Origin of the sequence: Mycolicibacterium moriokaense, from assembly GCF_010726085.1 — a bacterium.
Taxonomy (GTDB): domain Bacteria; phylum Actinomycetota; class Actinomycetes; order Mycobacteriales; family Mycobacteriaceae; genus Mycobacterium; species Mycobacterium moriokaense.
The window spans coordinates 5,432,988-5,454,673 of sequence record NZ_AP022560.1; the positions used below are offsets into that span (position 1 = coordinate 5,432,988).

The window sequence follows — 21,686 nt, forward strand, 5'->3', positions numbered from 1 at the left end:
GTTCTCGGTCATGACGTTGGTTGCAGTCGGCTGATGGGTGGTACCCCGTCGAGTGCGCTGTGGCGGCGTTGAGTGTTGTAGAACTCGACCCAGGGCGCAAGTGCTCGGGCGCGGTCTGCGTTGGAGGCGAACACCCGGCGATAGGACCATTCGCTTTGCAGGGTGCGGTTATAGCGTTCCACCTTGCCGTTCTGCCATGGGCAGTGCGGCTTGATGAACAGGTGTTTGGCGTGCAGTTGGTCGATGACGGCAGCGACGTGGGCCGAGCGCCGATAGCTCAGATGGTTGTCGGTGATCACGCGCTCGATACGCGAAATGCCCTGCGATTGAAAGTATTGCGCCGCCCGAGCAATGAACCCGGCACACGTCGGACCTTTCTCATCGGCATGGATCTCTGAGTACGCCAGCCGGCTGTGGTCATCGACCATCGAGTGCACGTAGTCATACCCGATACCGCGCCTGCGGACCTGTTCACTACGCCCGTGAGCGCGCCACCCACCCCCCGTCGGGGATACGACCGAGCTTTTTTGACATCGACATGCACCAGCTCGCCAGGCCGTTGTCGCTCATAGCGTCGTGTCGTGGCCTTCGACGACTTGATCACCGCACCGGTCATCGGATCGCAGTCACGCAGGTAGGGCACAGCGCGACGGCGCAGAATCCGTCCCACGGTCCGGGGCGCAATGCCCAGTTCAGGACCCAGCCAGTCCTGGCCCCGACGATGTTTGCGCCGCGCGGCGATCACTTGGCGCTCCACCCGCGCCGAGGTCCGCGAGGGGCTGTGGTGCGGTCGTGAGGACCGGTCATGCAGTCCGGCCTCACCTTCAGCGGCATAACGGCTGATCCAGGTGTGGACGCATTTGCGGGAGATGCCCATCGCCGCGGCGATATGGGCCTGCGGCCACCCTTGCTGGTGGCGCTGCACGATCAGCATTCGGCCGTGCAGCGTGGTGCGGGCATTACGGTGGGACACGAGAACCTCCGGGGTGGTGATGGGCCTTCGACAAGCCACACCTCACCCGGAGGTTCTCCTCACATCAAGCCAACACGCCTGCTACCAACGTCATGACCGAGAACAGCTAGCGCTGCGGGTGGCACCCGAGCACGTCGTGGAACAACGCCTGACGCAACGCGAGCTCTCTGGGGTCGCTGAAGGCGTGGTATCCGAGCTTGTTCATCACGTAGCCGTAGCCGATACCGGTGTTCGGATCGGCGAACCCGAACGAGCCACCCAGACCCGGCCATCCGTAAGCCCGGTCCGTGGAACCGAATACGAACTTCGATGTGGGCTTGCCGAACCCCAGCGAGAACGACGAGTCCAGGTGCATGATCCTGTCGCGTGAGCCGCGCGTGGCCGGCACGGCGGGACCTTCCAAGGCGTCGCGGACGGATTGGCTCAGGCCCAGCTTTGGGTCGCCGGTGGCCGCGCTCGAGTAGAGCTTGGCGATCGATCTGGCGGTGCCCGTCCCGTTGACCGACGGTATCTCCGGGATCCGCAACTCGTCGCGGTTGAAGTCGCCCGCCTCCTTGATTCCCTCCGTCACCAGGAACGCGCGGGCGATCAGACTCTTCGGGTTGAACAGCCCCGCCACGAACAACGGGGGCATCGTGTGGAGATGCAGCAGCATTTCGCGTCGGGTGACGGGCTCCAGGAGTGCCACCCGGGTACGGTCGACCCGCTCCGGTAGCCCGATGTAGAAATCCAGATCGAGCGGCCCGGCGATCTCGTCGGCGAAGAACCGGCCTACCGTGCGCCCCTGTGGGTCCACCTTGCGGATGAGCGCGGACTGATACCACCCGAGCGTCACCGCGTGATAGCCGAATCGAGTGCCCGGCTCCCACGCGGGTACCTGCGCCTCGATTCGCCCCGCAAGTTTGTCCGGGTCGGCGATGTCGGCAAGCGACAGGGGCGGCGCGATCGCGACGAGCCCGGCCTGGTGGCTGAACAGCTGGCGGACGGTGATCGCGCCCTTCCCGCCCTGGGCGAACTCCGGCCAATAGTCGGCCACCTTGGCGTCGTAATCGAGCAGGCCTCGGGACGCAGCGACCGCAACGGCAATTGACGCAACACCTTTCGTGGTTGAGAACACGTTGACGATGGTGTCCCTCTCCCACGGGGTGTGAGTGTGTCCGTTGCGGTACCCGCCCCACAGGTCGATGACCTTGCGGCCGTCGCGGTAGACCGCCAGAGCCGCCCCGATCTCCTGACCGCTGCTGAAGTTGCGACGGAACACGTCGGCGACCTGACCGTAACCGGCGTCGACCTCCCCTCCGATGAGATCTGTCGGGGTGTGGGGCGGTCGGACCATGGTGTGGCCTTTCTCAGGATTGGGGCCGAGTCCCCAGGATGTCGCGGAACAGTGCCTGGCGCAGGCGCAGTCCTCGGGGATCGCTGATCAGGTGGAATCCGAGCCTGTTCATCACATAGGCGAAGCCGACGCCGGTGTCGGGATCGGCGAAGCCGACCGAACCGCCCGCGCCGGGCGCTCCGAACGCCCGCTCCGACGATCCGATGACGTACTTCGGATTTCTGGGGATGGGCCTGCCGAAACCGAGGGAGAACAACGTGTCCACATGTAAGACCTTGTCGCGCAAGCCTTTCGTCGGGTGCACGGGGGGTGCCGTCAACGCATCGAAGACCTGCGGCGTCAACCCGATCTCGGCGCCACCGATGGCGGCAGCACCGTAGAGCCTGGCCACGGACTCGGCGGTGCCTGTTCCGTTGGCGGCGGGGATCTCGACGACGCGCACGTCTTCGCGATTGAACGTCGAAAGCCCGGTGGCCCCTTCGAACGCGACACCCGCCTGCGCGGTCAACGTCATCGGAATGAACCAGGCGGCCGCCAGTCGGGGCGGCAGCACGTGCAGATGCAGCAGTGTCGCGAGCTGAGAGGGCACGTGGAGATGCGCCACCCGGTCACGGTCGACATCGGCGGGCAATCCGATGTGGAAGTCCAGCCCGAGTGGCCCTGCGATCTCGTCGGCGAAATACCGGCCGAGGGTGCGCCGCTGCGGGTCGACATGCCGGATGAGTTCGGAGGCGTACCAGCCCAGCGTCACGCCGTGGTACCCGTGCCGGGTGCCCGGCCGCCACGCGGGGACCTGAGCCGCCAGCCGCTGCGACAGCTTCTCGGGCACGGCGATTTCGCCGAGGGTCACCAGCGGCTTGATCACCGGCAGCCCGGCCTGGTGGCCCAGCAGTTGTCGCACCGTGACGGCCTCCTTGCCGCCCTGAGCGAACTCCGGCCAGTAGTCGGCCACCCTGGCGTCGTAGTCCAACAGCCCACGCGAGACGGCCAGCGCGACCGTCAGGGCCGCAACACCTTTCGTCGTCGAGAACGTGTTGACGAGGGTGTCCTTCGTCCACGGGGCTCGGGTGTCGCCGTTGCGGAATCCGCCCCAGAGGTCGACGACCTTGCGCCCGTCGCGGTAGACCGCGACCGCGGCGCCCACCTCCGCACCGCTGGAGAGGTTGAGTCGGAATGCGTCGGCGACTTTCCCGTAGCCCTCATCGACGTCACCGCATACGACCTCGGGCGAGACGCTGATTTTGGAAGCCATGACCTAGTTCACCGCCTGCGCGGCGGACTCAGCCAATGACACACCGCCGTGCGCGCGAATTTTATCTGCGCAGACGCTGCAAAGGTGGTGATTCCGGCTAAGCGGCGGACGGCTTGTGCGTCACCCACCAACGACCGTGCATCCGTTGGCAATCGGCGACGTGAAGCGGCGAATCGCCGCCGAAGTCCGGACGCACACTCACCGCCGCCGGGATGTCAGGGGCGCCCTCCCCGGTAATGACGACGGTCGCGAGGCCCGCCCCGGTGGCCGCCCGCAATCCGCAGGCCGACCCGCTGATCGCGAGCGCGTTCTCCGCGGCGATCCCGAGCTCACCGAGCGCGAGGCGATGAGACTCCGGGTTGGGCATCGTCTGCTTGACGTCCTCGACGGTCACCGCAGTCTCGACGATGCCCTCACCGACCAGCTGGCGGACCAGCGGCTCCGCCCAGCTCCGATGACCACTCGTCACGACGGCCACCTGCAGTCCGGCCGCGAACGCCTCCATCACGAAGTCGGCGAGGCCGGGACGCGGAGCGAGATCGCGCTCAAGGATGAGCTCGTCGAACAACATGGTCTTGGTGTTGTAGATGTCGTCGGCGAGCAGCTTCGTCAGCACATCGGACTCGGTCGCCACGCCGCGCTTGCGCAGTTCGGCGGCGACGCGTTGGCGCTCATCGGTGAGCGCAAGCAGCTGCCGGTAGCGCGTCACGGACCAGCTGAGGTCGAGTCCATGGGCGGCGAACGCCGCGTTGTACGCCACTCGGTGACCGTCGCATTCGATGTCCGTCAGCGCATCGAGGTCGAAGATCACCGCCCGAAGCGGACATCGGGCTCCGGCGGGCGAGGCGGAATCCCACCAGAAGCGGCCGGCGCGCCAAGTCGTCTCTTGCGTTGTCGGCATGCAGATAGGGTGGCCCACATCACAGCCCCCTACCTCCCCCATTTGGGGGATCGGCGATGCCAACTTCTCCTACCCATGGAAAACACTAGAAAACACCAGGTCATAAGGTGGTGAACATGACATCCGGCGCTCCGGTGCGGCTTGTCCTGGTCGACGACCACGAGATGGTCATCGAAGGTCTCAAAGCCATGCTCGCCGCCTTCCGCAACCGCGTGGAGGTGGTCGGGCAGGCGATCGGCGCCGAGCGGGCGGTCGGCGTCGTCGACGAACTCGATCCCGACATCGTGCTGTCAGACGTGCGGATGCACGGCTCAAGCGGCCTGGACCTGTGCATGGAACTTCGTGAACGCAATCCGGAGCGCAAGGTCGTGATGCTGTCGGTGTACGACGACGAGCAGTACCTCTTCCAGGCCCTGCGCGTCGGCGCGTCGGGATACCTCCTGAAGAGCATCACCAGCGACGAGCTGGTCCGACAGCTCGAGTTCGTCCATCGCGGGGAAACCGCGATCGACCCGAGCATGGCAGCCAGGGCGGTCGACACCGCTGCGCGGATCCAGCGCGACGAGTTCTGGCCCGGTGCGCGGCAGGGGTTGACCCAACGCGAGAGCGAGATCCTGTCGTATGTGGTGAACGGTCTGTCCAACCGGGCCATCGCAGGGAAGCTGGTGATCGGCGAGGAGACCGTCAAGACGCACCTGAGCTCCATCTACCGCAAGCTCGGCGTCACCGACCGAACAGGCGCGGTGGCCACGGCGCTGCGGGAGGGCATCTACCAATGACATGGCAGCCCCGGCCGCCCAACGCGGTCCACGACCTCGTCGACGCCGACCGCGAACTCGCCCTGCTGCGCGAGTTGATCCAGGCCGCGTCGTCGGGGCCCGGCGTCGAACCGCTGGCCGCCGCCGCGGCACGAATGATCACCGCCGCCACCGCCAGCGACGTCTGCTTCGTGCACGTCCTCGACGACAGCGACCGGTCACTGACGCTCGCGGGGGCCACGCCTCCGTTCGACGCCGAGATCGGCAAGATCCGCCTCCCGTTGGGACAGGGCATTTCCGGATGGGTCGCCAGCCACCGCGAGCCCGTCATCATCACCGAGGACAAGGAGAGCGATCCCCGCTACATGCCCTTCCAGTCGCTGCGCGGCCGCGACTTCACGTCGATGGTGTCGGTGCCTATGGAGACCGACCCGGGCGGCCTGGTGGGCGTGCTGAACATCCACACCGTCGAGCGGCGCGAGTTCACCGCACGGGACGTCGAACTTCTGTTGGTGATCGGCAGGCTGATCGCAGGCGCGCTGCATCAGGCTCGGCTGCACCGGCAGCTGGTGGCCCGCGAACGGGCACACGAGAACTTCGTCGAGCAGGTCATCGAGGCCCAGGAGATCGAGCGGCGGCGGCTGGCGGGCGATATTCATGACGGCATCTCGCAGCGGCTGATCACGCTGTCGTACCGGCTCGACGCGGCCAGCCGCTCGGTGTCCGACGATCCGACCGCTGCCGCCGAACAGCTGGAGAAGGCGCGCGAACTGGTCGATCTGACGTTGCAGGAGGCGCGCGCGGCGATCAGCGGGCTGCGGCCCCCGGTGCTCGACGACCTCGGCCTCGCGGGTGGGCTGGCCAGCCTGGCGCGGTCCATCCCGCAGATCGGCATCGAGGTCGATCTGGTGGAGGCCCGCGTGCCCGACCACATCGAGCTCGCGTTGTACCGGATCGCGCAGGAGTGCCTGCAGAACGTCGTCAAGCACGCGAAAGCCAAGTCCGCGCGGCTCACCTTCGCCGTCGACGCGACGGACAACGGCAGTGTCGCGCGCCTCGAAATCATCGACGACGGAGTCGGTTTCGACACCTTTGAGCATCCGCTGGGCAGCGACGAGATGGGCGGTTACGGCCTGCTGTCGATGGCTGAACGCGCCGAGATCGTCGGCGGCCGGCTCAACATCCGGTCCCGCCCCGGCTCGGGCACCGCCGTCACGGCGACGATCCCGCTGCCGCCCCAACTCCAGTGATTTGTGTGCATTCAGGAGCGGTGAGCGCTCGCGAACGCACACAAATCCCTAGAAATCGCCGGCGTTGCGGCGCAGCGTCTCGATCGACTCGGCGAGCGCCCTGGACTCGCGCTCGGACATCCCTATGTCGGCGAAGACCTCGTTGTTGAGCGTGACGGTGGCGTCCTCGACCGTCGACCGGCCGAGTTCGGTGATCCGCACGAGAGTGGTGCGCCCGTCCGTCGGATGCGGGATGCGCTCCACCAGGCCGTCGGCCTCCAGTCGCCGAATGGCGTGCGTGACGCTGGTGACGTGGACCTGCAGGCGGTCGGACGCCTTGGTGATCGGTAGCGCCCCGTCGCGGGTGAACGCCAACAACCGCAGCAACTCGAAGCGGGAAAAACTGAGGTCATAGGGTCGCAGCGCGTTCTCAACCCGGGCCAGCAGAATCTGGTGCGCCCGCATCACCGACGTGACCGCGACCATGCCGTCGGCCACATCACCCCAGCCGAAGCGCTCCCAGTTCTCGCGCGCCAACGCGATGGGATCGCGCTTGCGCGGCCACGACGGTTGGGAGGGCACGCCTCTTCATACCGCACATGCCCGCCCTCGGGATCCAGTACCGGTCAGAGCGCGGCGGCCACCGCGTCCAACACCGCGCGGGTCGACTGTCGGCTGCCGACCGTGATGCGCACTCCCCCGTCGGCGTAGCCGCGGACTTGCAATTCGGTCCCTTCGAACACCTCCCGCCACTGCCGACCCCACGACGGCAGATAGACGAAGTTGGCGTGTGCGTCGGTGCTGTAGACACCCATCGCCCGCAATCGCATGCGCAGGTAGCGACGTTCGGCGGTGATCATCCGGATACGTTGCTGCAGCTCGCTTTCCGCATCGTAGGACGCGGCAACCGCGACCAGCCCGGTGATGGCGATGCCGAATGGCAGCTGCATGGTCCACATCCTGCGGGCCAACTCGGGGGCACAGAAGCCGTAACCGACGCGCAGCCCGGCCAACCCGTAGGCCTTCGAGAAGGTCCGCACCGCCACGACATTCGGATACCGCGCGATGAGCGCGGGTGTGTCGATCCGGTGGTGCGGCGACAGGAACTCCACATACGCCTCGTCCAGCAGCACGACGGTGTCCGACGGGACGCTGTCGAGGAACCGCTCGATATCGGCCGACGACTCGACGGTGCCCGTCGGGTTGTGCGGCCGGCACACCACCACCACTTCGGCGTTCGCGGCGGCGTCGGCCATCGCGTCGAGGTCGTGGTGCCCGTGCTTGTCGAGAGGTACGGTCACCGACTCCAACCGGGCCATCTGGGCGAAGATCGGATAGCCGTCGAACGTCGGATACGTCATCACGATCCGATCGCCCGGGCTCGTGAGGGCGCTCAGCACCTGCATGATGACGCCCGTGGCGCCGACGCCGATGACGACCTGGTCGGCGCTGACCCCGATGTGGTCGGCGATCAGTGCGCGAAGCCGCTCCGGCAGGAACTCCGGATACCGGTTGCCCGCATCGATCGCGGAGATCAGCGCGGATCGCACGCTGGGCAGCGGTGCGAACGGATTCTCGTTGAGAGACAGCGCCATTGAGTTCACCGCACTGGGTAGAGCGCTGACCGCGGCTTCCGTCACGGCATGATTCGGGCTGGCCATCAGCCACGACCTCCCCACCGCACGGCGGCGGCCCCCGCGAAGTCTCCGGCGTGAGCGAAGGCCGACATCATCACGACGTCGCCCTTCTTCAGCTGGCCGTCGGTGATGGCGCGGTCGAGGTTGACCGGTATCCCCGCGGCGAACATGTTCCCGCACTCGTCGAATGTGTCACGGTGCCGCTCCGGCGGAAGCTCCAACGCCTCGCGCCAGTTGCGCAGGAACGCCCGGTTCGGCTGGTTGGTGACCAACAGGTCGAGATCCTTTGGCTTCACCCCGATCCGATCGCAGACGGCGTACGACACCTCGGGCACCTGACGGTTACCCCGGGCCAGCACCTTGGTGATCTTGCTTTCGGTGAATCCGATCGACGCCTCGCCCGTACCGGGTTGCCACCACTTGCGCGGCGGATCGACCGCAATGGTCATATCGCCGGCGTACTCGCCGTACGTACGGCATTCGATGTCGAGGATCGGTGACTCGTCGGACAGAGTCACCAGCCCCACCGCGGCACCGTCGCCGGGCACCGCCGCCTGCGCCTTGCGCCGCACCGTCGGCTGGTTGAACGCCTGCCCGGCCGCGTTCGAAGCGATCGCGATCAGCGCGGTGTGCCCTTCGCCCGACTCGATCAGGGTGCGTGCCACCTTCAGTCCGAGCACGAACGCCGCGCATCCTCCGTTGTGCAGATCGAGCACCCAATTCGGTTTCATGCCAAGCCGATGCGCGGTTCCACCGCCGCCACCGTAGAACGGGATGTCAGGCATCTGGGCGTGCGTGATGAGGATGTCGGCACCCGCTATTGCGTCGTGGCCGTGGCGTTCGATCAAACCGGCCGCCGCGCGCTCGACCATGTCGATGGCCGTCTCGTCCTCGGCGACATGGTGGCGGAACTTCGGCGCCCGGAACATCACGTTGTCCCTCAGGTCATCTGACTCGGCGAACTGCGCGTAGTACTCCGCGCTGATCGGCTCCCCGGGCAGATAAGTCGACACATCTATCAGACTGACGGTCATTGCGTCCTCACTTCATCCAGTCCGGGGTGGTGGAAAGCCCGTTGCGGTAGCGGTATTCGGCGATTGCCTTGAGGTTCTTCAGCTCCAGCAGGTGTCCAGGTCCGAACATGTCCCAGAAGTCACCGACCCAGACCGGTCGCTGCGCCGGGGCGGTCTCCGGGTAGGGGTTGTTGTCGTAGAACGGGTGGTGGCAGTTCGTCCACAGCACCACGGAACCGGGCTTGTCGAACACCAGCTGGGCGTCGACGATGCGCATCAGATAGATCATCCAGAGGTGCTTGCCCTGATCCCACGCGCAGTGGTAGTCCACCGTGCGGGCCTCTTTGTTCGCCACGGTGCGGGTGAATATCGGGCTGCCGGTCTCGCCGCCGAGTTTGTCGTAGGCGACCCACAGGCCGGGCTCCTCGGTGGGCTCGAAGCCACGGAGGCTGTAGGTCCACTCCTCGAGGCAGCGGGTGTCGGCCATGTAGTCGAACAACTCATCGGGTGGACAGTCGATGTAATCGTTTACGGTGCAATAGGTTCCGAACACCTCGTCGTGCGGATACACCGATCGCATCATCTCCATGATGATCGGCGTCGCCGTCTCTCTCGGCGACGTCTCGACGCGGATCACCCCGTCGATCGGATCGGCGGTTCCGCGGTGGACGGTGATGTCCTCAAGTGCGGGCAACGACATTGACGTGCTCCTTCTGTGTGGTGCTTGGTTGACTGACTGCATCGGCAGAGTTGCCGAGAAAGGCTGCGAATGGCGGGACCTCGTCTGGGGAGCACTCGATGCTGATAACCGAGGGACCATCGACGTCGAGTGCGGCGGCCAGCGCATCGGGCAGCTCGCTGGGGTCGGCAACGTCGAGGGAACGCAGTCCCGGGAACATCGCGGCCAGCCCGGCGCCCAGCCGGCTCGGCCCGAATCGGTTGTAGCTGTAGTGATCGCCGTAGAACACCTGCTCGCGGGTCACGCACATCGCGTGCGCGTGGTTGTCGAACAGCAGGAACGTGATCGGGAGCCGGTACTGCACCGCCGTATGGATCTCCATACCGTGCATGTAGAACGAGCCGTCCCCGGCGATGACGACGGTGCGGCCTCCGGTGTCGGCGGCACGGCCGAACGCCATGCCGATACCGGCACCGAAGCTGTACCCCATTCCACCCATGCCCAGTGCGACGACGAAACGGCCGCCGCGGCGCGCCGGAAGATGATGTATCGCAGACGCGCCGATGTTGCCGGCGTCGACGACGACGTCGACGGCGTCGGGCAGCATCCGGTCGAGCACCGTCAGCGCATCGCGGTACCGAATCCCCGGCCCCTCGTGGGCTGGCGGGTGCAGCTCGGAGTGCAGCATCGAATCCGGTACGCGAATGCGGGCCGGGCGGCCATGACCCGTCAACGCTGCGGTGAGCGACGCCAGCGAACCACGCAGATCCTTGGTGTGCACATGCGTGCACGGCAGATACGGCGTCTCGGCGCCGATCGAGTAGACCTGCGTCGACCGCAGCGCGTCGTCCAATCCCGCGCGGGCCGTCACCGACAACCTGGTGCCGACCACAAGGCACAGTGCGCTTTCGGCGATCGCGTCCGCGATACCCGGATGCCCCATCACGCCGGTCACGCCGAGTGCCGACGATGAGCCCATCCCCGGTGTGCCCGCAGCGTCCTTCGCGTCGGGAACGCATGCCACGCGCGCCCGTAACAGCGACCGCAGTCGCTCGAGTTCCGCGCGGGCGTCGTCACGGACGACTTGTTCACCGGCGATGATCGTCACGGGCCCGTCGACGCGGCGCAGCGCACGCGCGATCGGATGCGGATTGCCGGTGTAGCGATCGCGATGGTTGGTCGACACGGCAGATCCGTTCACCGCCGTGAGGGTTGCCCGCTGAATATCCTTGGGCAGCAACAGGACTGCCGGTCCACCCGTGCGTGCCGCGGCAATCGCTTCCGGTAGCGCCGTCAGGATGTCCTCGGGTGCCGTTACCCGCCTGCAGTACACCGACACCGCCGAAAACAGCGCGTGGGCGTCCAGTGAACCGTTCAGGCCACTGGTGTCCTGGAACGCACCCCGTCCGTCGAGAGACGTCGGCGCCTGTCCGATGAGCGCCAGCACGGGAACTCGGCTCGCGAAGGCCTCACCGAGACCGGGCACGGTGTTGAGGCATCCACCACCCGATGTCGCGGCGATCACACCGAGTCCAGATCCGCTGCGGCTGTAGCCGTCGGCCATTGTCGCAGCGGAGAACTCGTGCTTTGCCAGTACGGCGGTGATGTCGGCGCGGTAATACGCAGCGTCGTAAAGGTCTTCGATGTTGGCGCCGTCGACGCCGAATATGTAATCGACGCCGATCCCCGCGAGAGTGCCGACGATGTGGTCGACTACCCGATGCCTGCCCATATACAGGACACGATTGGCTAGCCGATTCGGTTCACCCGGTGTCTCGAATCACAGCTTCTTTTCCAGCAGCACTTGTCCGGAATCGGGCGAAACCAGTTGCACAGCAGCGATTTGATCCATCGGAAGCGGCGTGTTGCCGCTCGGCAACGCCGTCGCGCCTGACAAGCCGAGCCACGTCGCAACCTGACTCTGGCTTCCATCGCGACCGACGACGACCATGCCGAGGTTCTGCGGCGGTGCGTCGCGTCGGCCCCAATCCCCGTACGTGCATGCCATGTCGATGCGGGTGCCCCAGCCGTAACCGGTCATGCTGATGGTCGCGTTGATCGGCGTATCGGACACCTTCGTCATTTCCATCGCCGCGGCGGCCGGCTGATCATCGCTCTGCTGCAGCCCGAAACTCTGCGGTCGGATCCCGACCACCAGCGCGATGGCCACGACGGCGGCCGCGACGGCGAGCGCGGCGGTGGTCATCCAGCGCGAGCGTCTGCGTTGTGCCTGCACGCGAGTCAGCAACGAATCCAGCATGTGCGGCGGCGGCTGCGACTGCTCGCCGTCGATCGCCGCGACATCCGCGGTGTCGAGGGTGGCGAGCAGCGGCGGGATATCACTCAGCTCCGCGACGGCGGCGCGGCAGCGCGCACATGTCGGTAGGTGTGCCTCGTATTCGCGGCGGTCCTCCTCGGTCAAGGAGCCGAGCACGTAGGCGGCGTCCCAAGTCGCATAGCGGTCGTCGTTCAAGCCTTCACCGCCTTGGGCCAGCCCCAAGCGTGTCATCGTGTCACCCCCATCTCCTGCAACGTGAGCCGCAAGGCCCGCATGCCGTAGTGCAGCCGTGACTTCACGGTGCCCTCGGCGATCTGCAGGTCGGCAGCGATCTGGGCGGTGGTGGCGCCCTGGTAGTACGCGCGGCTGATGACCGCGCGGTGGTCCTCGGACAGCTGGGCCATGGCCTCAGTGAGCAACATGCGGTCCAGCGCCGTCTCCACCTCGTCGGGCCCTGCGCGGTCCGCCGCTTGTTCCATGTCGGGAGTGCCCGATTCGCTGCGGAACCTCGCGCTTCGTCGGTCGTCGATGACAAGGTTACGCGCCACGGTGAACAACCACCCCCGCGCGGATCTCTCGGTGTCGTCAGTCACCTCGGGGTGACGCCACGCACGCAGAAGCGTCTCCTGCACGACATCCTCCGCCCGAGCTGTATCCCCGGTGAGTCGCACGGCATAGCGCCAAAGCGCAGCGGCGTGCTCCTGATAGAGCACCCGCATGACCTGCCCTTCCGCGGTCGCCGGGTCGTCCAAATTTTCAACCTCCGTTGGTAATACGAGGTTGCAGCTCATCTGGTTCACTCACGGCGGGTGGTGAAGCGACGCGTCGCAGCTCAAGAATGCCCCGAAATAGAGTTCCGGGTCGTGAAATGACGCTGCTCGCAGCCCGGAATGCTATTTCGCCGGAGCGCGGCCCTAGTCAGCGAGGAGGGTCAGGATTCGCGGTCCGTCGTCCGTGACGGCCACGGTGTGCTCCCAATGCGCGGCGCGGGAGCCGTCGGCGGTCACGACGGTCCACTGATCCTCGAGAACGACCGTCTTCGTAGTGCCGAGGGTGAGCATCGGCTCGATGGCCAACACGGAGCCCGGAGCCAGGTGGGGACCGCGTCCCGGCACGCCCTCATTGGGCAGGAAGGGGTCCATGTGCATCTCGCGGCCGATGCCGTGGCCGCCGTAGCCCGCGACGATTCCGAACCTGCGGTCGTACCGCTTCTCGGCGGCGTGCGTCCCGACCTCGATCGCGTGTGACACATCGGTGAGCCGGTTGCCGGGCACCATCGCGGCGATGCCGGCCTCCATGGCCTCGCGGGTGGCCGCCGACAGCGCATCGTCGACGGGGATCAGCGCACCGATGCCGAAGGTGACCGCCGAGTCGCCGTGCCAGCCGTCGAGGATCGCGCCGCAGTCGATGGACACCAGATCGCCGGCCGCCAGGATTTCACTCGCGGAGGGGATCCCATGCACCACACGCTCATTGACCGACGAGCAGATGCTGGCCGGGAAGCCGTGGTAGCCGAGGAACGACGGGATGCCGCCGCCGTCGCGGATCACCGACTCCGCGATCTGGTCCAGCTCGAGCGTGGACACACCGGGAACGGCGGCGTTGCGGACGGCCTGCAGGGCGGACGCGACCAGCGCGCCTGCGGCGGCCATCGCGTCGAGTTCACCGGGGGTGCGCTGCGGGACGGTCCGGCGGTTCCGCAGCCCTGGCAGGCCCATCGCTTACTTTCCGAGCGCCCGCAGGGCCCGGGCGAAGACCTCGTCCAGCGCGCCGACCGCGTCGACGGTCTGCAGGTTGTTGTGGGAGTAGTACTCCAGCAGCGGCTCGGTCTCGTCGCGGTAGACCTGCATCCGGTTGCGGATCACGTCCTCGGTGTCGTCGGCGCGGCCACGGGCCTTGAGCCGCTTGAACAGCTCCTCCTCCGAGACGGCGAACTCCAGCACGGCGTCGAGCTTGGTGTTGTGGTTCTTCAGCATCTCGTCGAGCGCCTTCGCCTGCTCGACCGAGCGCGGATAGCCGTCGAGGATGAAGCCGGCGGCCGCGTCCTCCTGCTCGATCCGGTCCTCGACGAGCGCATTGGTGAGGCTGCTGGGCACCAGGTCGCCGGCGTCGAGGTAACGCTTGGCCTGGATCCCGAGCTCGGTGCCTTCGCTGATGTTCTTGCGGAACAGGTCCCCGGTCGAGATCTGCGGGATGCCGAGCTTCTCGGAGAGCTTCTGCGCCTGGGTGCCTTTGCCCGCCCCCGGCGGTCCGAGTAGAACGACTCTCACTTCAGGAACCCTTCGTAGTTACGTTGCATCAGCTGGCTCTCGATTTGTTTGACGGTATCCAAGCCGACACCGACCATGATCAGAACCGCGGTACCGCCGAACGGCAAGTTCTGGACGGACCCGGTGTTACCGATCTGCAGGAACATGTTCGGCAGGACGGCGATGATGCCCAGGTAGATCGAACCCGGCAGGGTGATCCGGTTGAGCACGTATCGCAGGTAGTCGGCGGTCGGCCTGCCCGGGCGGATGCCGGGGATGAAGCCGCCGAACTTCTTCATCTCGTCGGCACGCTCGTCGGGGTTGAACGTGATCGACACATAGAAGTACGTGAAGAAGACGATCAGCGCGAAGTAGATCGCGATGTAGGTCGGGTCCGCCGGGTTCGTCAGGTACTCGGCGACGAATCGCGCCCACCACCCGTTGGCGGCGTTCGGGTTACCGCTGGTGACGAGCTGGGTGATCAGGTGCGGGATATAGATCAGCGACGACGCGAAGATGACGGGGATGACGCCCGCCTGGTTGACCTTCAGCGGCAGGTAGGTCGATGTGCCGCCATACATACGTCGGCCGACCATGCGCTTGGCGTACTGCACCGGGATGCGTCGCTGGCCCTGCTCCACGAACACCACGCCGACGACGATGGCCAGGGTGGCTGCGCAGACGGCGGTGAAGACGAGCCCACCGCGGGCGTCCAGGATGGACTTGCCCTCGCCGGGGATAGCCGATGCGATGCTGGAGAAGATCATCAGCGACATGCCGTTGCCGATGCCCCGCTCGGTGACGAGCTCGCCCATCCACATCACCAGCGCGGCGCCCGCGGTCATCACCAGCACCATCACCACGAGGGTGAAGATGTTCAGGCCCTCACTCTGACCCTGGATGATGTCCAGCGTGCAGCCCTGCAGCAGACCGCCGTTGGCCGCCAACGCGATGATGCTGGTGGACTGCAGCAGCGCCAGGGCGATGGCCAGATAGCGCGTGTACTGCGTCATCTTGGTCTGGCCGGACTGACCCTCCTTGCGCAGCTGCTCGAACCGTGGGATCACGACGGTCAGCAGCTGGATGATGATGCTCGCGGTGATGTAGGGCATGATGCCGACCGCGAACACCGACAGCTGGAGCAGCGCCCCGCCGGAGAACAGGTTGATCAGTGAATAGACCTGTCCCGAGTCCCCTCCGCTGACCTCTGCGATGCACTGTTGAACGTTCGGATAGTTGACGCCGGGCGACGGGATCGAGGCACCGACGCGGTAGAGGATGACGATGCCGATGGTGAAGAGGATTTTTCGCCTCAGGTCCACTGTCCGCAGTGACGAGATGAAAGCCGAAAGCACTCTTCCTCCTGCGCAGCCGACCTGTCTCTAGCGGCATGCAAATGTGGCTGGTCTGACCAGCGAGTTCTGGTTAAGTCTGGGTGCGGACCGCCGTCAGGCGCACAGCCTGCGAAGTCACGTGTCAAACAGTCTAGAAGACTAACAGTTGCAGCTCCTTTGCCCTGCATCCAGTGACCTTGACTTGGGCTCACAGTGACTTCTCAGCTCGGGAACATACCGTGGGGTCATCTCGTTATATCCACTAAGTAAATAACTCTCGTAGGGGCTGATGATGGCAAGGACTGACAACGACACCTGGGATCTCGCATCGAGCGTCGGTGCGACGGCGACGATGGTCGCCGCGGCCCGCGCGATCGCGACCGCGGCAGACGAAGCGCTGATCAACGATCCGTTCGCCGAGCCGCTGGTGCGCGCGGTCGGGGTGGACTTCTTCACCAAGCTGGCTAGCGGGGAACTGCGCGTCGAGGATCTCGACGTCGACCATGCATCGGTCGGGATGGCGCGGATGACCGACAACATGGCGGTGCGGACCAAGTTCTTCGACGAGTTCTTCCAAGATGCGGCTGCGGCGGGGATCCGCCAGGCGGTCATCCTGGCGTCGGGCCTCGATTCCCGCGCCTACCGTCTGGACTGGCCTGCGGGTACGACGGTCTACGAAATCGATCAGCCCGAGGTGATCGAGTTCAAGACCAGGACGCTCGCCGAGTTCGGCGCCGAGCCGACCGCTGATCGCAGAACGGTAGCCGTCGACCTCCGCTACGACTGGCCGTCGGCACTCATCGCCGCCGGCTTCGACCCGAGCCAGCCCACCGCGTGGAGTGCCGAGGGTCTACTCGGCTACCTGCCGCCGGAGGCGCAGGACAAGCTGCTCGACACCATCACCGAGCTCAGCGCCGTCGGCAGTCGCGTCGCGGTCGAGAGCTCGCCGAGCATCTCCCCCGAGGACAGCGAGAAGGCGATCGAGCGTATGCAGGAGGCTGCGCAGCAATGGCGCAACCACGGCTTCGAGCTCGACTTCGGTGATCTCATCTACATGGGCGATCGCAACGAGGCGTCGGCGTATCTGGCCGATCGCGGGTGGCAGATCTCGTCGCAGGGCGTCAAGCAGCTGTTGAGGGATAACGGCCTGTCGGCTATCGAGGATGATGAGGACGCCGCGCGCTTCGGCGAGTTGCAGTACGTCACCGGCATACTCGGAAAATGAGCACCGACAGCCGAACCGACGGCGACAGCTGGGATCTGGCGTCCAGCGTCGGTACCACCGCGACGATGGTCGCGGCGGCGCGCGCCGTTAGCAGTCGAGAGCACAACGCGCTTTTCGATGACCCGTACGCCGCGCCGCTGGTGCGTGCAGTCGGGCTGGAGTTCTTCACCCGACTCGTCGACGGCGAGGTCGAACTTCCTGACGACGCCGAACCGGGCGGTCCGGCGTTCCTGGCCACGTCCATCGCGGTGCGCACACGGTTCTTCGACGACTTCTTCAAGGATGCGTGTGCCGCAGGGGTCAGGCAGGCGGTGATCCTGGCATCCGGTCTGGACTCACGTGCGTACCGGCTGCCGTGGTCCGACGGGACCATCGTGTACGAGATCGATCAGCCGCGAGTGATCGAATTCAAGACCGCGACAATGACGTCGATCGGTGCGCGCCCCGCAGCCGAGCATCGGACGGTCGGCATCGACCTGCGGGAGGACTGGCCGAAGGCGTTGCGCGACAGCGGTTTCGATGTCAACCAGCCGACGGCGTGGAGCGCCGAGGGACTGCTGGTGTACCTGCCGCCAGAAGCGCAGGACCGGCTGTTCGACAACATCACCGCGCTCAGCGCGCCGGGCAGTCAGTTGGCCACCGAGTATCACCCGGACGCCGCCGCCAGCATCGGCTCGCGGATGAAGGCGATCAAGGCGCAATTGGATGACGCGCCCGACCTGGACATCACACAGCTGTTCTACGACGGCGAGCGCAACGGCGTCGTCGAGTACCTCACCGAACGCGGCTGGCACGTGTCTGCGCGTCGCCGTCCGGATGTCTTCGCCGGCTACGGGCGAGAGTTTCCCGACACCGAAGCCCTTGTACCGCTGCGCGATTCACTCGCGGTGATCGCGACCAGAAAGTAGGAGACATGGCACGCACCGACAACGATTCATGGGACTTGGCATCCAGCGTCGGGTCGACGGCGACGATGGTCGCCGCCCAGCGGGCGCTGAGCAACCGCGAGGGTCTCATCTTCGACCCGTACGCCGAGCCGCTCGTGCGCGCCGTCGGCCTCGACTTCTTCGTCAAGGCGCTTGACGGCGAGATCCAGTTCGACGACGTCGATCCCCGCTTCAGTTTGCGCCGTACTGCCGAGGGAATGGCCGTCCGCACACGCCATTTCGACTCCCTGTTCACCAATGCGACCGCCGCGGGTGTCCGTCAGGCGGTGATACTGGCCGCCGGCCTGGACGCGCGAGCCTATCGGCTGGCCTGGCCCGCCGGTACCACGATCTACGAGCTGGACCAGCCCGAGGTCATCGCCTTCAAAACCGAGACCCTTGCCCAGTTGGGCGCCGAACCTGCGGCGGACCGAAGGGCGATCGCGGTCGATCTTCGTGATGACTGGCCGAAAGCACTGCTGGACAACGGCTTCGACCCCACCCAACCGACAGCCTGGATCGCCGAGGGCCTGCTGATCTACCTGCCGGGCCGAAGCGCAGGATCTGCTGTTCGACCGTATCGACGAGCTCAGCGCTCCTGGTAGCCGCATCGCCACCGAGCACATCCCGGATATCAGCGCGTTCTCCGACGGGCGGTCACGGGTGATCGCCGACCGGCTCAAGAAGTACGGACACGACATCGAAATGTCGGAGCTGATCTACCACGAGAAGCGCAACGACGTCGTTGAGTACCTGACGGCGCGCGGGTGGGACGTCACTGCGCAGAACGTGCGGGACGCATACGCCGCCAACGGATTCGAGTTCCCTGAGGACGGGACGATGGGCTTCTTCACCGATATGAGCTACCTGACGGCGATCAAACGCTAATCGTCGCGTTGAGTCAGTTCGCAGAACCTGCCGTAACGGTCGTCGACCGCCGCTCGCCAGGCTGGATCGGGCTCGACGACCCTTTCGACCGTTGCCCACCGCGCCGCGTCGGTGACCGACGATTCCAACCCCAGTGCCACTCGTCCCAGAAACGCCGCACCGAGCGCCGCTCCTTCGGCGACCCCCGACACGCTCACGGGTAGCCCCGTCGCGTCCGCGATGGCCTGCATCCACGGCGCGACCCGCGTACCGCCCCCGGTGGCAACGACGCGTGACGCCCGCATACCGCTCATCTCGATCAGTTGCCGCACAACGAATCCCGAGGCCTCGAAGGCTGCCCGCCGCACTGACGCACCGTCGTGGGTGAGGTTCAACCCGTCGAGCACGCCGCGGCGATCCGGATCGTGCAGCGGAACGCGTTCGCCACGCAGATACGGTGACCACACCGGCACACGTCCGGGCTCGATCTCACCACCGTCAGCGACGAGGCGGTCGACCCAGCCGAGGAAGAGGCCACCCGCGTTGCTCGGGCCGCCGATCTGGAACTTGCCGGACCGCGGATGCGGCAGCGTCCACAGGCCGGGAACCTCACGGAACTCGCCGACGGTCACCCACACGATCAGGGTCGTGCCGCACATCACGAGTACGTCGCCGTCCTCGTCGGCGCCCGCGACGAGTTGTTCGCACACTGCGTCGACGGCCCCGGCGCCCAGCACCGCCTCGGTGTCGCGGACCTGGCCCGCCGCGGTGCCCATCGTCTCGACCCGCGGCATGGTCTCCGGTGTCGTGCCGCACTCGGCGCAGACCGATGCACTCCAGCCGTTGCCGTCGAACAACGGGTACGCGGTGCTGGCCGTCGAGTTGTCGACGATCGGCGCGCCCGCCAACGCGTGGTTTGCCACCGCCGTCGCAGGCCAGTAGCCGTGCGCATCGGGCGCCTCCCCCACCGTCCAGCTCAGGAATTCGACGGCCTCGCCGGACAGAAACGACGCGGCCGGACCGTCGGTCGACCGACCTCGGCCGTCGCCGTAGAGCAGACCGGGTGTCCGCGGACGTCCCTGGTCGTCGACGGCGGTCAGCGACGGCACCATCGCGGTGACCGTCACCGCCTTGGCGTCGGGCCTGCGCAGTTCGGATAGCGCAGTCAACGGGCCCTGCCGCCAGGCCTCGTCGGCGTCATGCTCGAGCCGATCCGGTGCGGGCACCCGTAACCGGTGCGGGATTCTCGTCCTGGCCGCCACCTGGCCGTCCTCGTCGGCAGCGACGGCCTTGACCGCGGTCGTACCGATGTCGATGCCGATTGTCACCGCTTTGGCTGACACGGGCGTCACCGTACGCCAGCATGTGCATACGTGGACAGACTTCGCGCCCTCGTGACGGCGCCGCTGCGCGGTGCGGGCTTCGACAAGCTGCGTCAGCTGGCCGACGTCGCCTACGACCCGTGGATCGAGCAACGCCCGCTGCGGATCTATTCCGCCGAGCAACTGGCCCAGCGTGTATCCGACGAGCACGCGGATATCCTTGTGGTGGAGAGTGATTCGGTTATAGGCCCGGTGTTCGACCTGCCCTTGCGTGCGATCGCATCCACCCGTGGTGACCCCAACAATGTCGATATCGCCGGAGCGACCGCGGCGGGAATTCCGGTGCTGTACACGCCCGGCCGCAACGCCGACGCCGTCGCGGAGATGGCGCTCGCGCTGCTGTTCGCGACCACCCGCCACGTGTTGGGCGCCGACGCGGATGTCCGTGCCGGGGAGGTTTTCCGCGACGGCACCATTCCCTACCAACGGTTTCGGGCGTGGGAGATCGCGGGGCGGACGGCCGGTTTGGTGGGCCTCGGCGCGGTGGCGCGCGCACTGCGGTGGCGGCTGGAGGGGCTCGGCGTGACGGTCATCGCCTACGACCCGTACAACGATGAAGCCCACCATAGCCTCGACGACCTGCTCGCCGAGGCCGACATCGTCTCGCTGCATGCGCCGGTCACCGACGACACCGTGGGCATGATCGGCGCCGATCAGTTCGCGAGGATGCGTGACGGTGCGGTGTTCCTCAATACCGCGCGGTCGCAGCTGCATGACACCGACGCCCTGGTCGACGCTCTGCGCAGCGGCAAGGTCGCAGCCGCCGGACTGGATCACTTCGTCGGCGAGATCCTGCCGGCCGACCATCCCCTCACCGGGATGCCCAACGTCGTGCTGACGCCTCACATCGGCGGGGCCACGTGGAACACTGAGGCACGGCAGGCGCAGCTGGTCGCCGACGGCCTCGAGGCGCTGCTGTGCGGACGCGCGCCCGCACATATCGTCAACCCGGAGGTGCTGACGTGAGATTCGTCGCCGACCCCGAGAACGCGGTACTGGCCGCAGCCAAGGACATGCTGCGCCGCGGCCTGGTCGAGGGCACGGCGGGCAACATCTCAGCCAGGCGCAAGGACGGCAACATCGTCATCACCCCGTCGTCGGTGGACTACTCCGCCATGACTCTCGACGACCTCGTTCTCGTCGACCCGGACGGCGGTGTGCTGGCCGCCAAGGACGGCCGGAGCCCGTCGACGGAGATGGCGCTGCACCTGGCGTGCTATCGCGCGTTCGACGACATCGGCAGTGTGATCCACAGTCATCCGGTGTGGGCCACCATGTTTGCCGTCGCACATCAGCCGATTCCCCCCGCCGTCGACGAGTTCGCCGTCTACTGCGGTGGCGACATCCGGTGTGCGGACTATGCGGCATCGGGAACGCCAGAGGTCGGCCACAACGCCGTGAAAGCGTTGGAGGGCAGGGCCGCTGCGCTGATCGCCAATCACGGTTTGGTGGCCGTCGGCCCGCGACCCGACAAGGTGCTGCACGTCACCGCACTGGTCGAGCGGACAGCCCAGATCGTCTGGGGCGCAAGAGCTCTTGGTGGACCGGTGCCGATCCCCGACGAGGTCAACACGAACTTCGCCGCCGTGTACGGCTATCTGCGCCAGAATCCCATGTGATTTGTGTGCGTTTTCGAGCGCTCACCGC

At 66.4% G+C, this 21,686-nt stretch carries 20 protein-coding genes and 2 pseudogenes; 7 read left to right on the forward strand and 15 right to left on the reverse strand.

Translation table 11 applies throughout. The features are described from left to right. Positions 1-8: 8 nt before the first annotated feature. From G6N43_RS26500 to G6N43_RS26515, 4 genes and pseudogenes are all read right to left on the reverse strand, one after another. Positions 9-973, reverse strand: a pseudogene (locus tag G6N43_RS26500) (IS481 family transposase). A 106-nt stretch (positions 974-1,079) separates the two neighbouring features. After that, entirely contained in the window at positions 1,080-2,309 is a 1,230-nt protein-coding gene (locus G6N43_RS26505) for a serine hydrolase domain-containing protein (RefSeq protein ID WP_083155969.1), read from the reverse strand. A 13-nt stretch (positions 2,310-2,322) separates the two neighbouring features. Beyond that, the gene (locus tag G6N43_RS26510) at positions 2,323-3,561 is read right to left on the reverse strand and encodes a serine hydrolase domain-containing protein (protein ID WP_083155971.1); all 1,239 of its coding nucleotides are present in this window, start codon (positions 3,559-3,561) and stop codon (positions 2,323-2,325) included. A gap of 97 nt (positions 3,562-3,658) precedes the next feature. Further along, on the reverse strand, positions 3,659-4,462 hold the full coding sequence (locus G6N43_RS26515; RefSeq protein ID WP_083156129.1) for an HAD family hydrolase: 804 nt from the start codon (positions 4,460-4,462) through the stop codon (positions 3,659-3,661). A 116-nt stretch (positions 4,463-4,578) separates the two neighbouring features. On the opposite strand from G6N43_RS26515, the gene G6N43_RS26520 reads away from it, so the two are divergent. Next, positions 4,579-5,241 carry a response regulator gene (locus tag G6N43_RS26520; protein WP_083156131.1) on the forward strand — a complete coding sequence of 221 codons (663 nt, stop codon included), beginning with the start codon at positions 4,579-4,581 and terminating at the stop codon, positions 5,239-5,241. Further along, complete coding sequence (locus tag G6N43_RS26525; RefSeq protein ID WP_083155973.1) at positions 5,238-6,470, forward strand: GAF domain-containing sensor histidine kinase; 1,233 nt, start codon at positions 5,238-5,240, stop codon at positions 6,468-6,470. The genes G6N43_RS26520 and G6N43_RS26525 overlap by 4 nt, the downstream gene beginning before the upstream one ends. Positions 6,471-6,518: 48 nt before the next feature. On the opposite strand, the gene G6N43_RS26530 is transcribed toward G6N43_RS26525, so the two are convergent. The 10 genes from G6N43_RS26530 to secY all read right to left on the reverse strand — a co-directional run bounded on the left by G6N43_RS26530 (position 6,519) and on the right by secY (position 15,660). Continuing rightward, positions 6,519-7,031, reverse strand: coding sequence for a MarR family winged helix-turn-helix transcriptional regulator (locus G6N43_RS26530; protein ID WP_083155975.1), 513 nt, complete (start codon positions 7,029-7,031; stop codon positions 6,519-6,521). A gap of 44 nt (positions 7,032-7,075) precedes the next feature. Continuing rightward, positions 7,076-8,110, reverse strand: a complete 1,035-nt coding sequence (locus G6N43_RS26535; RefSeq protein WP_083155977.1) for a pyridoxal phosphate-dependent aminotransferase — start codon at positions 8,108-8,110, stop codon at positions 7,076-7,078. Further along, positions 8,110-9,120, reverse strand: a complete 1,011-nt coding sequence (locus G6N43_RS26540; protein ID WP_083155978.1) for a 3-oxoacyl-ACP synthase III family protein — start codon at positions 9,118-9,120, stop codon at positions 8,110-8,112. Before G6N43_RS26540 ends, G6N43_RS26535 begins: the two co-directional genes overlap by 1 nt. Positions 9,121-9,127: 7 nt before the next feature. Further along, positions 9,128-9,799 (reverse strand): SRPBCC family protein, encoded by a 672-nt coding sequence (locus G6N43_RS26545; protein WP_083155980.1) that lies wholly within the window; start codon positions 9,797-9,799, stop codon positions 9,128-9,130. Then, positions 9,780-11,510, reverse strand: a complete 1,731-nt coding sequence (locus G6N43_RS26550; RefSeq protein WP_083155982.1) for a thiamine pyrophosphate-binding protein — start codon at positions 11,508-11,510, stop codon at positions 9,780-9,782. Before G6N43_RS26550 ends, G6N43_RS26545 begins: the two co-directional genes overlap by 20 nt. A 48-nt stretch (positions 11,511-11,558) precedes the next feature. Next, on the reverse strand, positions 11,559-12,287 hold the full coding sequence (locus G6N43_RS26555; RefSeq protein ID WP_083155984.1) for an anti-sigma factor family protein: 729 nt from the start codon (positions 12,285-12,287) through the stop codon (positions 11,559-11,561). Then, positions 12,284-12,808: a sigma-70 family RNA polymerase sigma factor gene (locus G6N43_RS26560; RefSeq protein ID WP_083156133.1), complete on the reverse strand. Its 525-nt coding sequence runs from the start codon at positions 12,806-12,808 to the stop codon at positions 12,284-12,286. The genes G6N43_RS26555 and G6N43_RS26560 overlap by 4 nt, the downstream gene beginning before the upstream one ends. A gap of 162 nt (positions 12,809-12,970) precedes the next feature. After that, positions 12,971-13,774 (reverse strand): type I methionyl aminopeptidase, encoded by an 804-nt coding sequence (map, locus tag G6N43_RS26565; protein ID WP_165761895.1) that lies wholly within the window; start codon positions 13,772-13,774, stop codon positions 12,971-12,973. A gap of 3 nt (positions 13,775-13,777) precedes the next feature. Next, on the reverse strand, positions 13,778-14,326 hold the full coding sequence (locus G6N43_RS26570; RefSeq protein WP_083155986.1) for an adenylate kinase: 549 nt from the start codon (positions 14,324-14,326) through the stop codon (positions 13,778-13,780). Next, positions 14,323-15,660 (reverse strand): preprotein translocase subunit SecY, encoded by a 1,338-nt coding sequence (gene secY, locus G6N43_RS26575; RefSeq protein ID WP_083155988.1) that lies wholly within the window; start codon positions 15,658-15,660, stop codon positions 14,323-14,325. Before secY ends, G6N43_RS26570 begins: the two co-directional genes overlap by 4 nt. Before the next feature lie 265 nt (positions 15,661-15,925). Here secY and G6N43_RS26580 point away from each other — a divergent pair, with 265 nt between their 5' ends. From G6N43_RS26580 to G6N43_RS26590, 3 genes and pseudogenes are all read left to right on the forward strand, one after another. After that, on the forward strand, positions 15,926-16,864 hold the full coding sequence (locus G6N43_RS26580) for a class I SAM-dependent methyltransferase (protein WP_179968064.1): 939 nt from the start codon (positions 15,926-15,928) through the stop codon (positions 16,862-16,864). Then, complete coding sequence (locus tag G6N43_RS26585; RefSeq protein WP_083155990.1) at positions 16,861-17,772, forward strand: class I SAM-dependent methyltransferase; 912 nt, start codon at positions 16,861-16,863, stop codon at positions 17,770-17,772. Before G6N43_RS26580 ends, G6N43_RS26585 begins: the two co-directional genes overlap by 4 nt. Before the next feature lie 5 nt (positions 17,773-17,777). Then, positions 17,778-18,678: pseudogene (locus G6N43_RS26590) on the forward strand (class I SAM-dependent methyltransferase). Here G6N43_RS26590 and G6N43_RS26595 read toward each other — a convergent pair. Next, positions 18,675-20,000 (reverse strand): xylulokinase, encoded by a 1,326-nt coding sequence (locus tag G6N43_RS26595; RefSeq protein WP_083156144.1) that lies wholly within the window; start codon positions 19,998-20,000, stop codon positions 18,675-18,677. The pseudogene G6N43_RS26590 and the gene G6N43_RS26595 sit on opposite strands and share 4 nt — an antisense overlap. Positions 20,001-20,030: 30 nt before the next feature. On the opposite strand from G6N43_RS26595, the gene G6N43_RS26600 reads away from it, so the two are divergent. Both G6N43_RS26600 and G6N43_RS26605 read left to right on the forward strand, forming a co-directional pair. Next, positions 20,031-21,005: an NAD(P)-dependent oxidoreductase gene (locus G6N43_RS26600; protein WP_083155992.1), complete on the forward strand. Its 975-nt coding sequence runs from the start codon at positions 20,031-20,033 to the stop codon at positions 21,003-21,005. After that, entirely contained in the window at positions 21,002-21,658 is a 657-nt protein-coding gene (locus G6N43_RS26605) for an L-fuculose-phosphate aldolase (protein WP_083155994.1), read from the forward strand. The genes G6N43_RS26600 and G6N43_RS26605 overlap by 4 nt, the downstream gene beginning before the upstream one ends. Positions 21,659-21,686 lie beyond the last annotated feature (28 nt).

Excerpts from the sequence above, each read along its gene's own strand:
- G6N43_RS26505 (WP_083155969.1), bottom strand. The coding sequence starts at position 2,309 with ATGGTCCGACCGCCCCACACCCCGACAGATCTCATCGGAGGGGAGGTC.
- G6N43_RS26510 (WP_083155971.1), bottom strand. The coding sequence starts at position 3,561 with ATGGCTTCCAAAATCAGCGTCTCGCCCGAGGTCGTATGCGGTGACGTC.
- G6N43_RS26515 (WP_083156129.1), bottom strand. The coding sequence starts at position 4,462 with ATGCCGACAACGCAAGAGACGACTTGGCGCGCCGGCCGCTTCTGGTGG.
- G6N43_RS26520 (WP_083156131.1), top strand. The coding sequence starts at position 4,579 with ATGACATCCGGCGCTCCGGTGCGGCTTGTCCTGGTCGACGACCACGAG.
- G6N43_RS26525 (WP_083155973.1), top strand. The coding sequence starts at position 5,238 with ATGACATGGCAGCCCCGGCCGCCCAACGCGGTCCACGACCTCGTCGAC.
- G6N43_RS26535 (WP_083155977.1), bottom strand. The coding sequence starts at position 8,110 with ATGGCCAGCCCGAATCATGCCGTGACGGAAGCCGCGGTCAGCGCTCTA.
- G6N43_RS26540 (WP_083155978.1), bottom strand. The coding sequence starts at position 9,120 with ATGACCGTCAGTCTGATAGATGTGTCGACTTATCTGCCCGGGGAGCCG.
- G6N43_RS26545 (WP_083155980.1), bottom strand. The coding sequence starts at position 9,799 with ATGTCGTTGCCCGCACTTGAGGACATCACCGTCCACCGCGGAACCGCC.
- G6N43_RS26550 (WP_083155982.1), bottom strand. The coding sequence starts at position 11,510 with ATGGGCAGGCATCGGGTAGTCGACCACATCGTCGGCACTCTCGCGGGG.
- G6N43_RS26555 (WP_083155984.1), bottom strand. The coding sequence starts at position 12,287 with ATGACACGCTTGGGGCTGGCCCAAGGCGGTGAAGGCTTGAACGACGAC.
- map (WP_165761895.1), bottom strand. The coding sequence starts at position 13,774 with ATGGGCCTGCCAGGGCTGCGGAACCGCCGGACCGTCCCGCAGCGCACC.
- G6N43_RS26585 (WP_083155990.1), top strand. The coding sequence starts at position 16,861 with ATGAGCACCGACAGCCGAACCGACGGCGACAGCTGGGATCTGGCGTCC.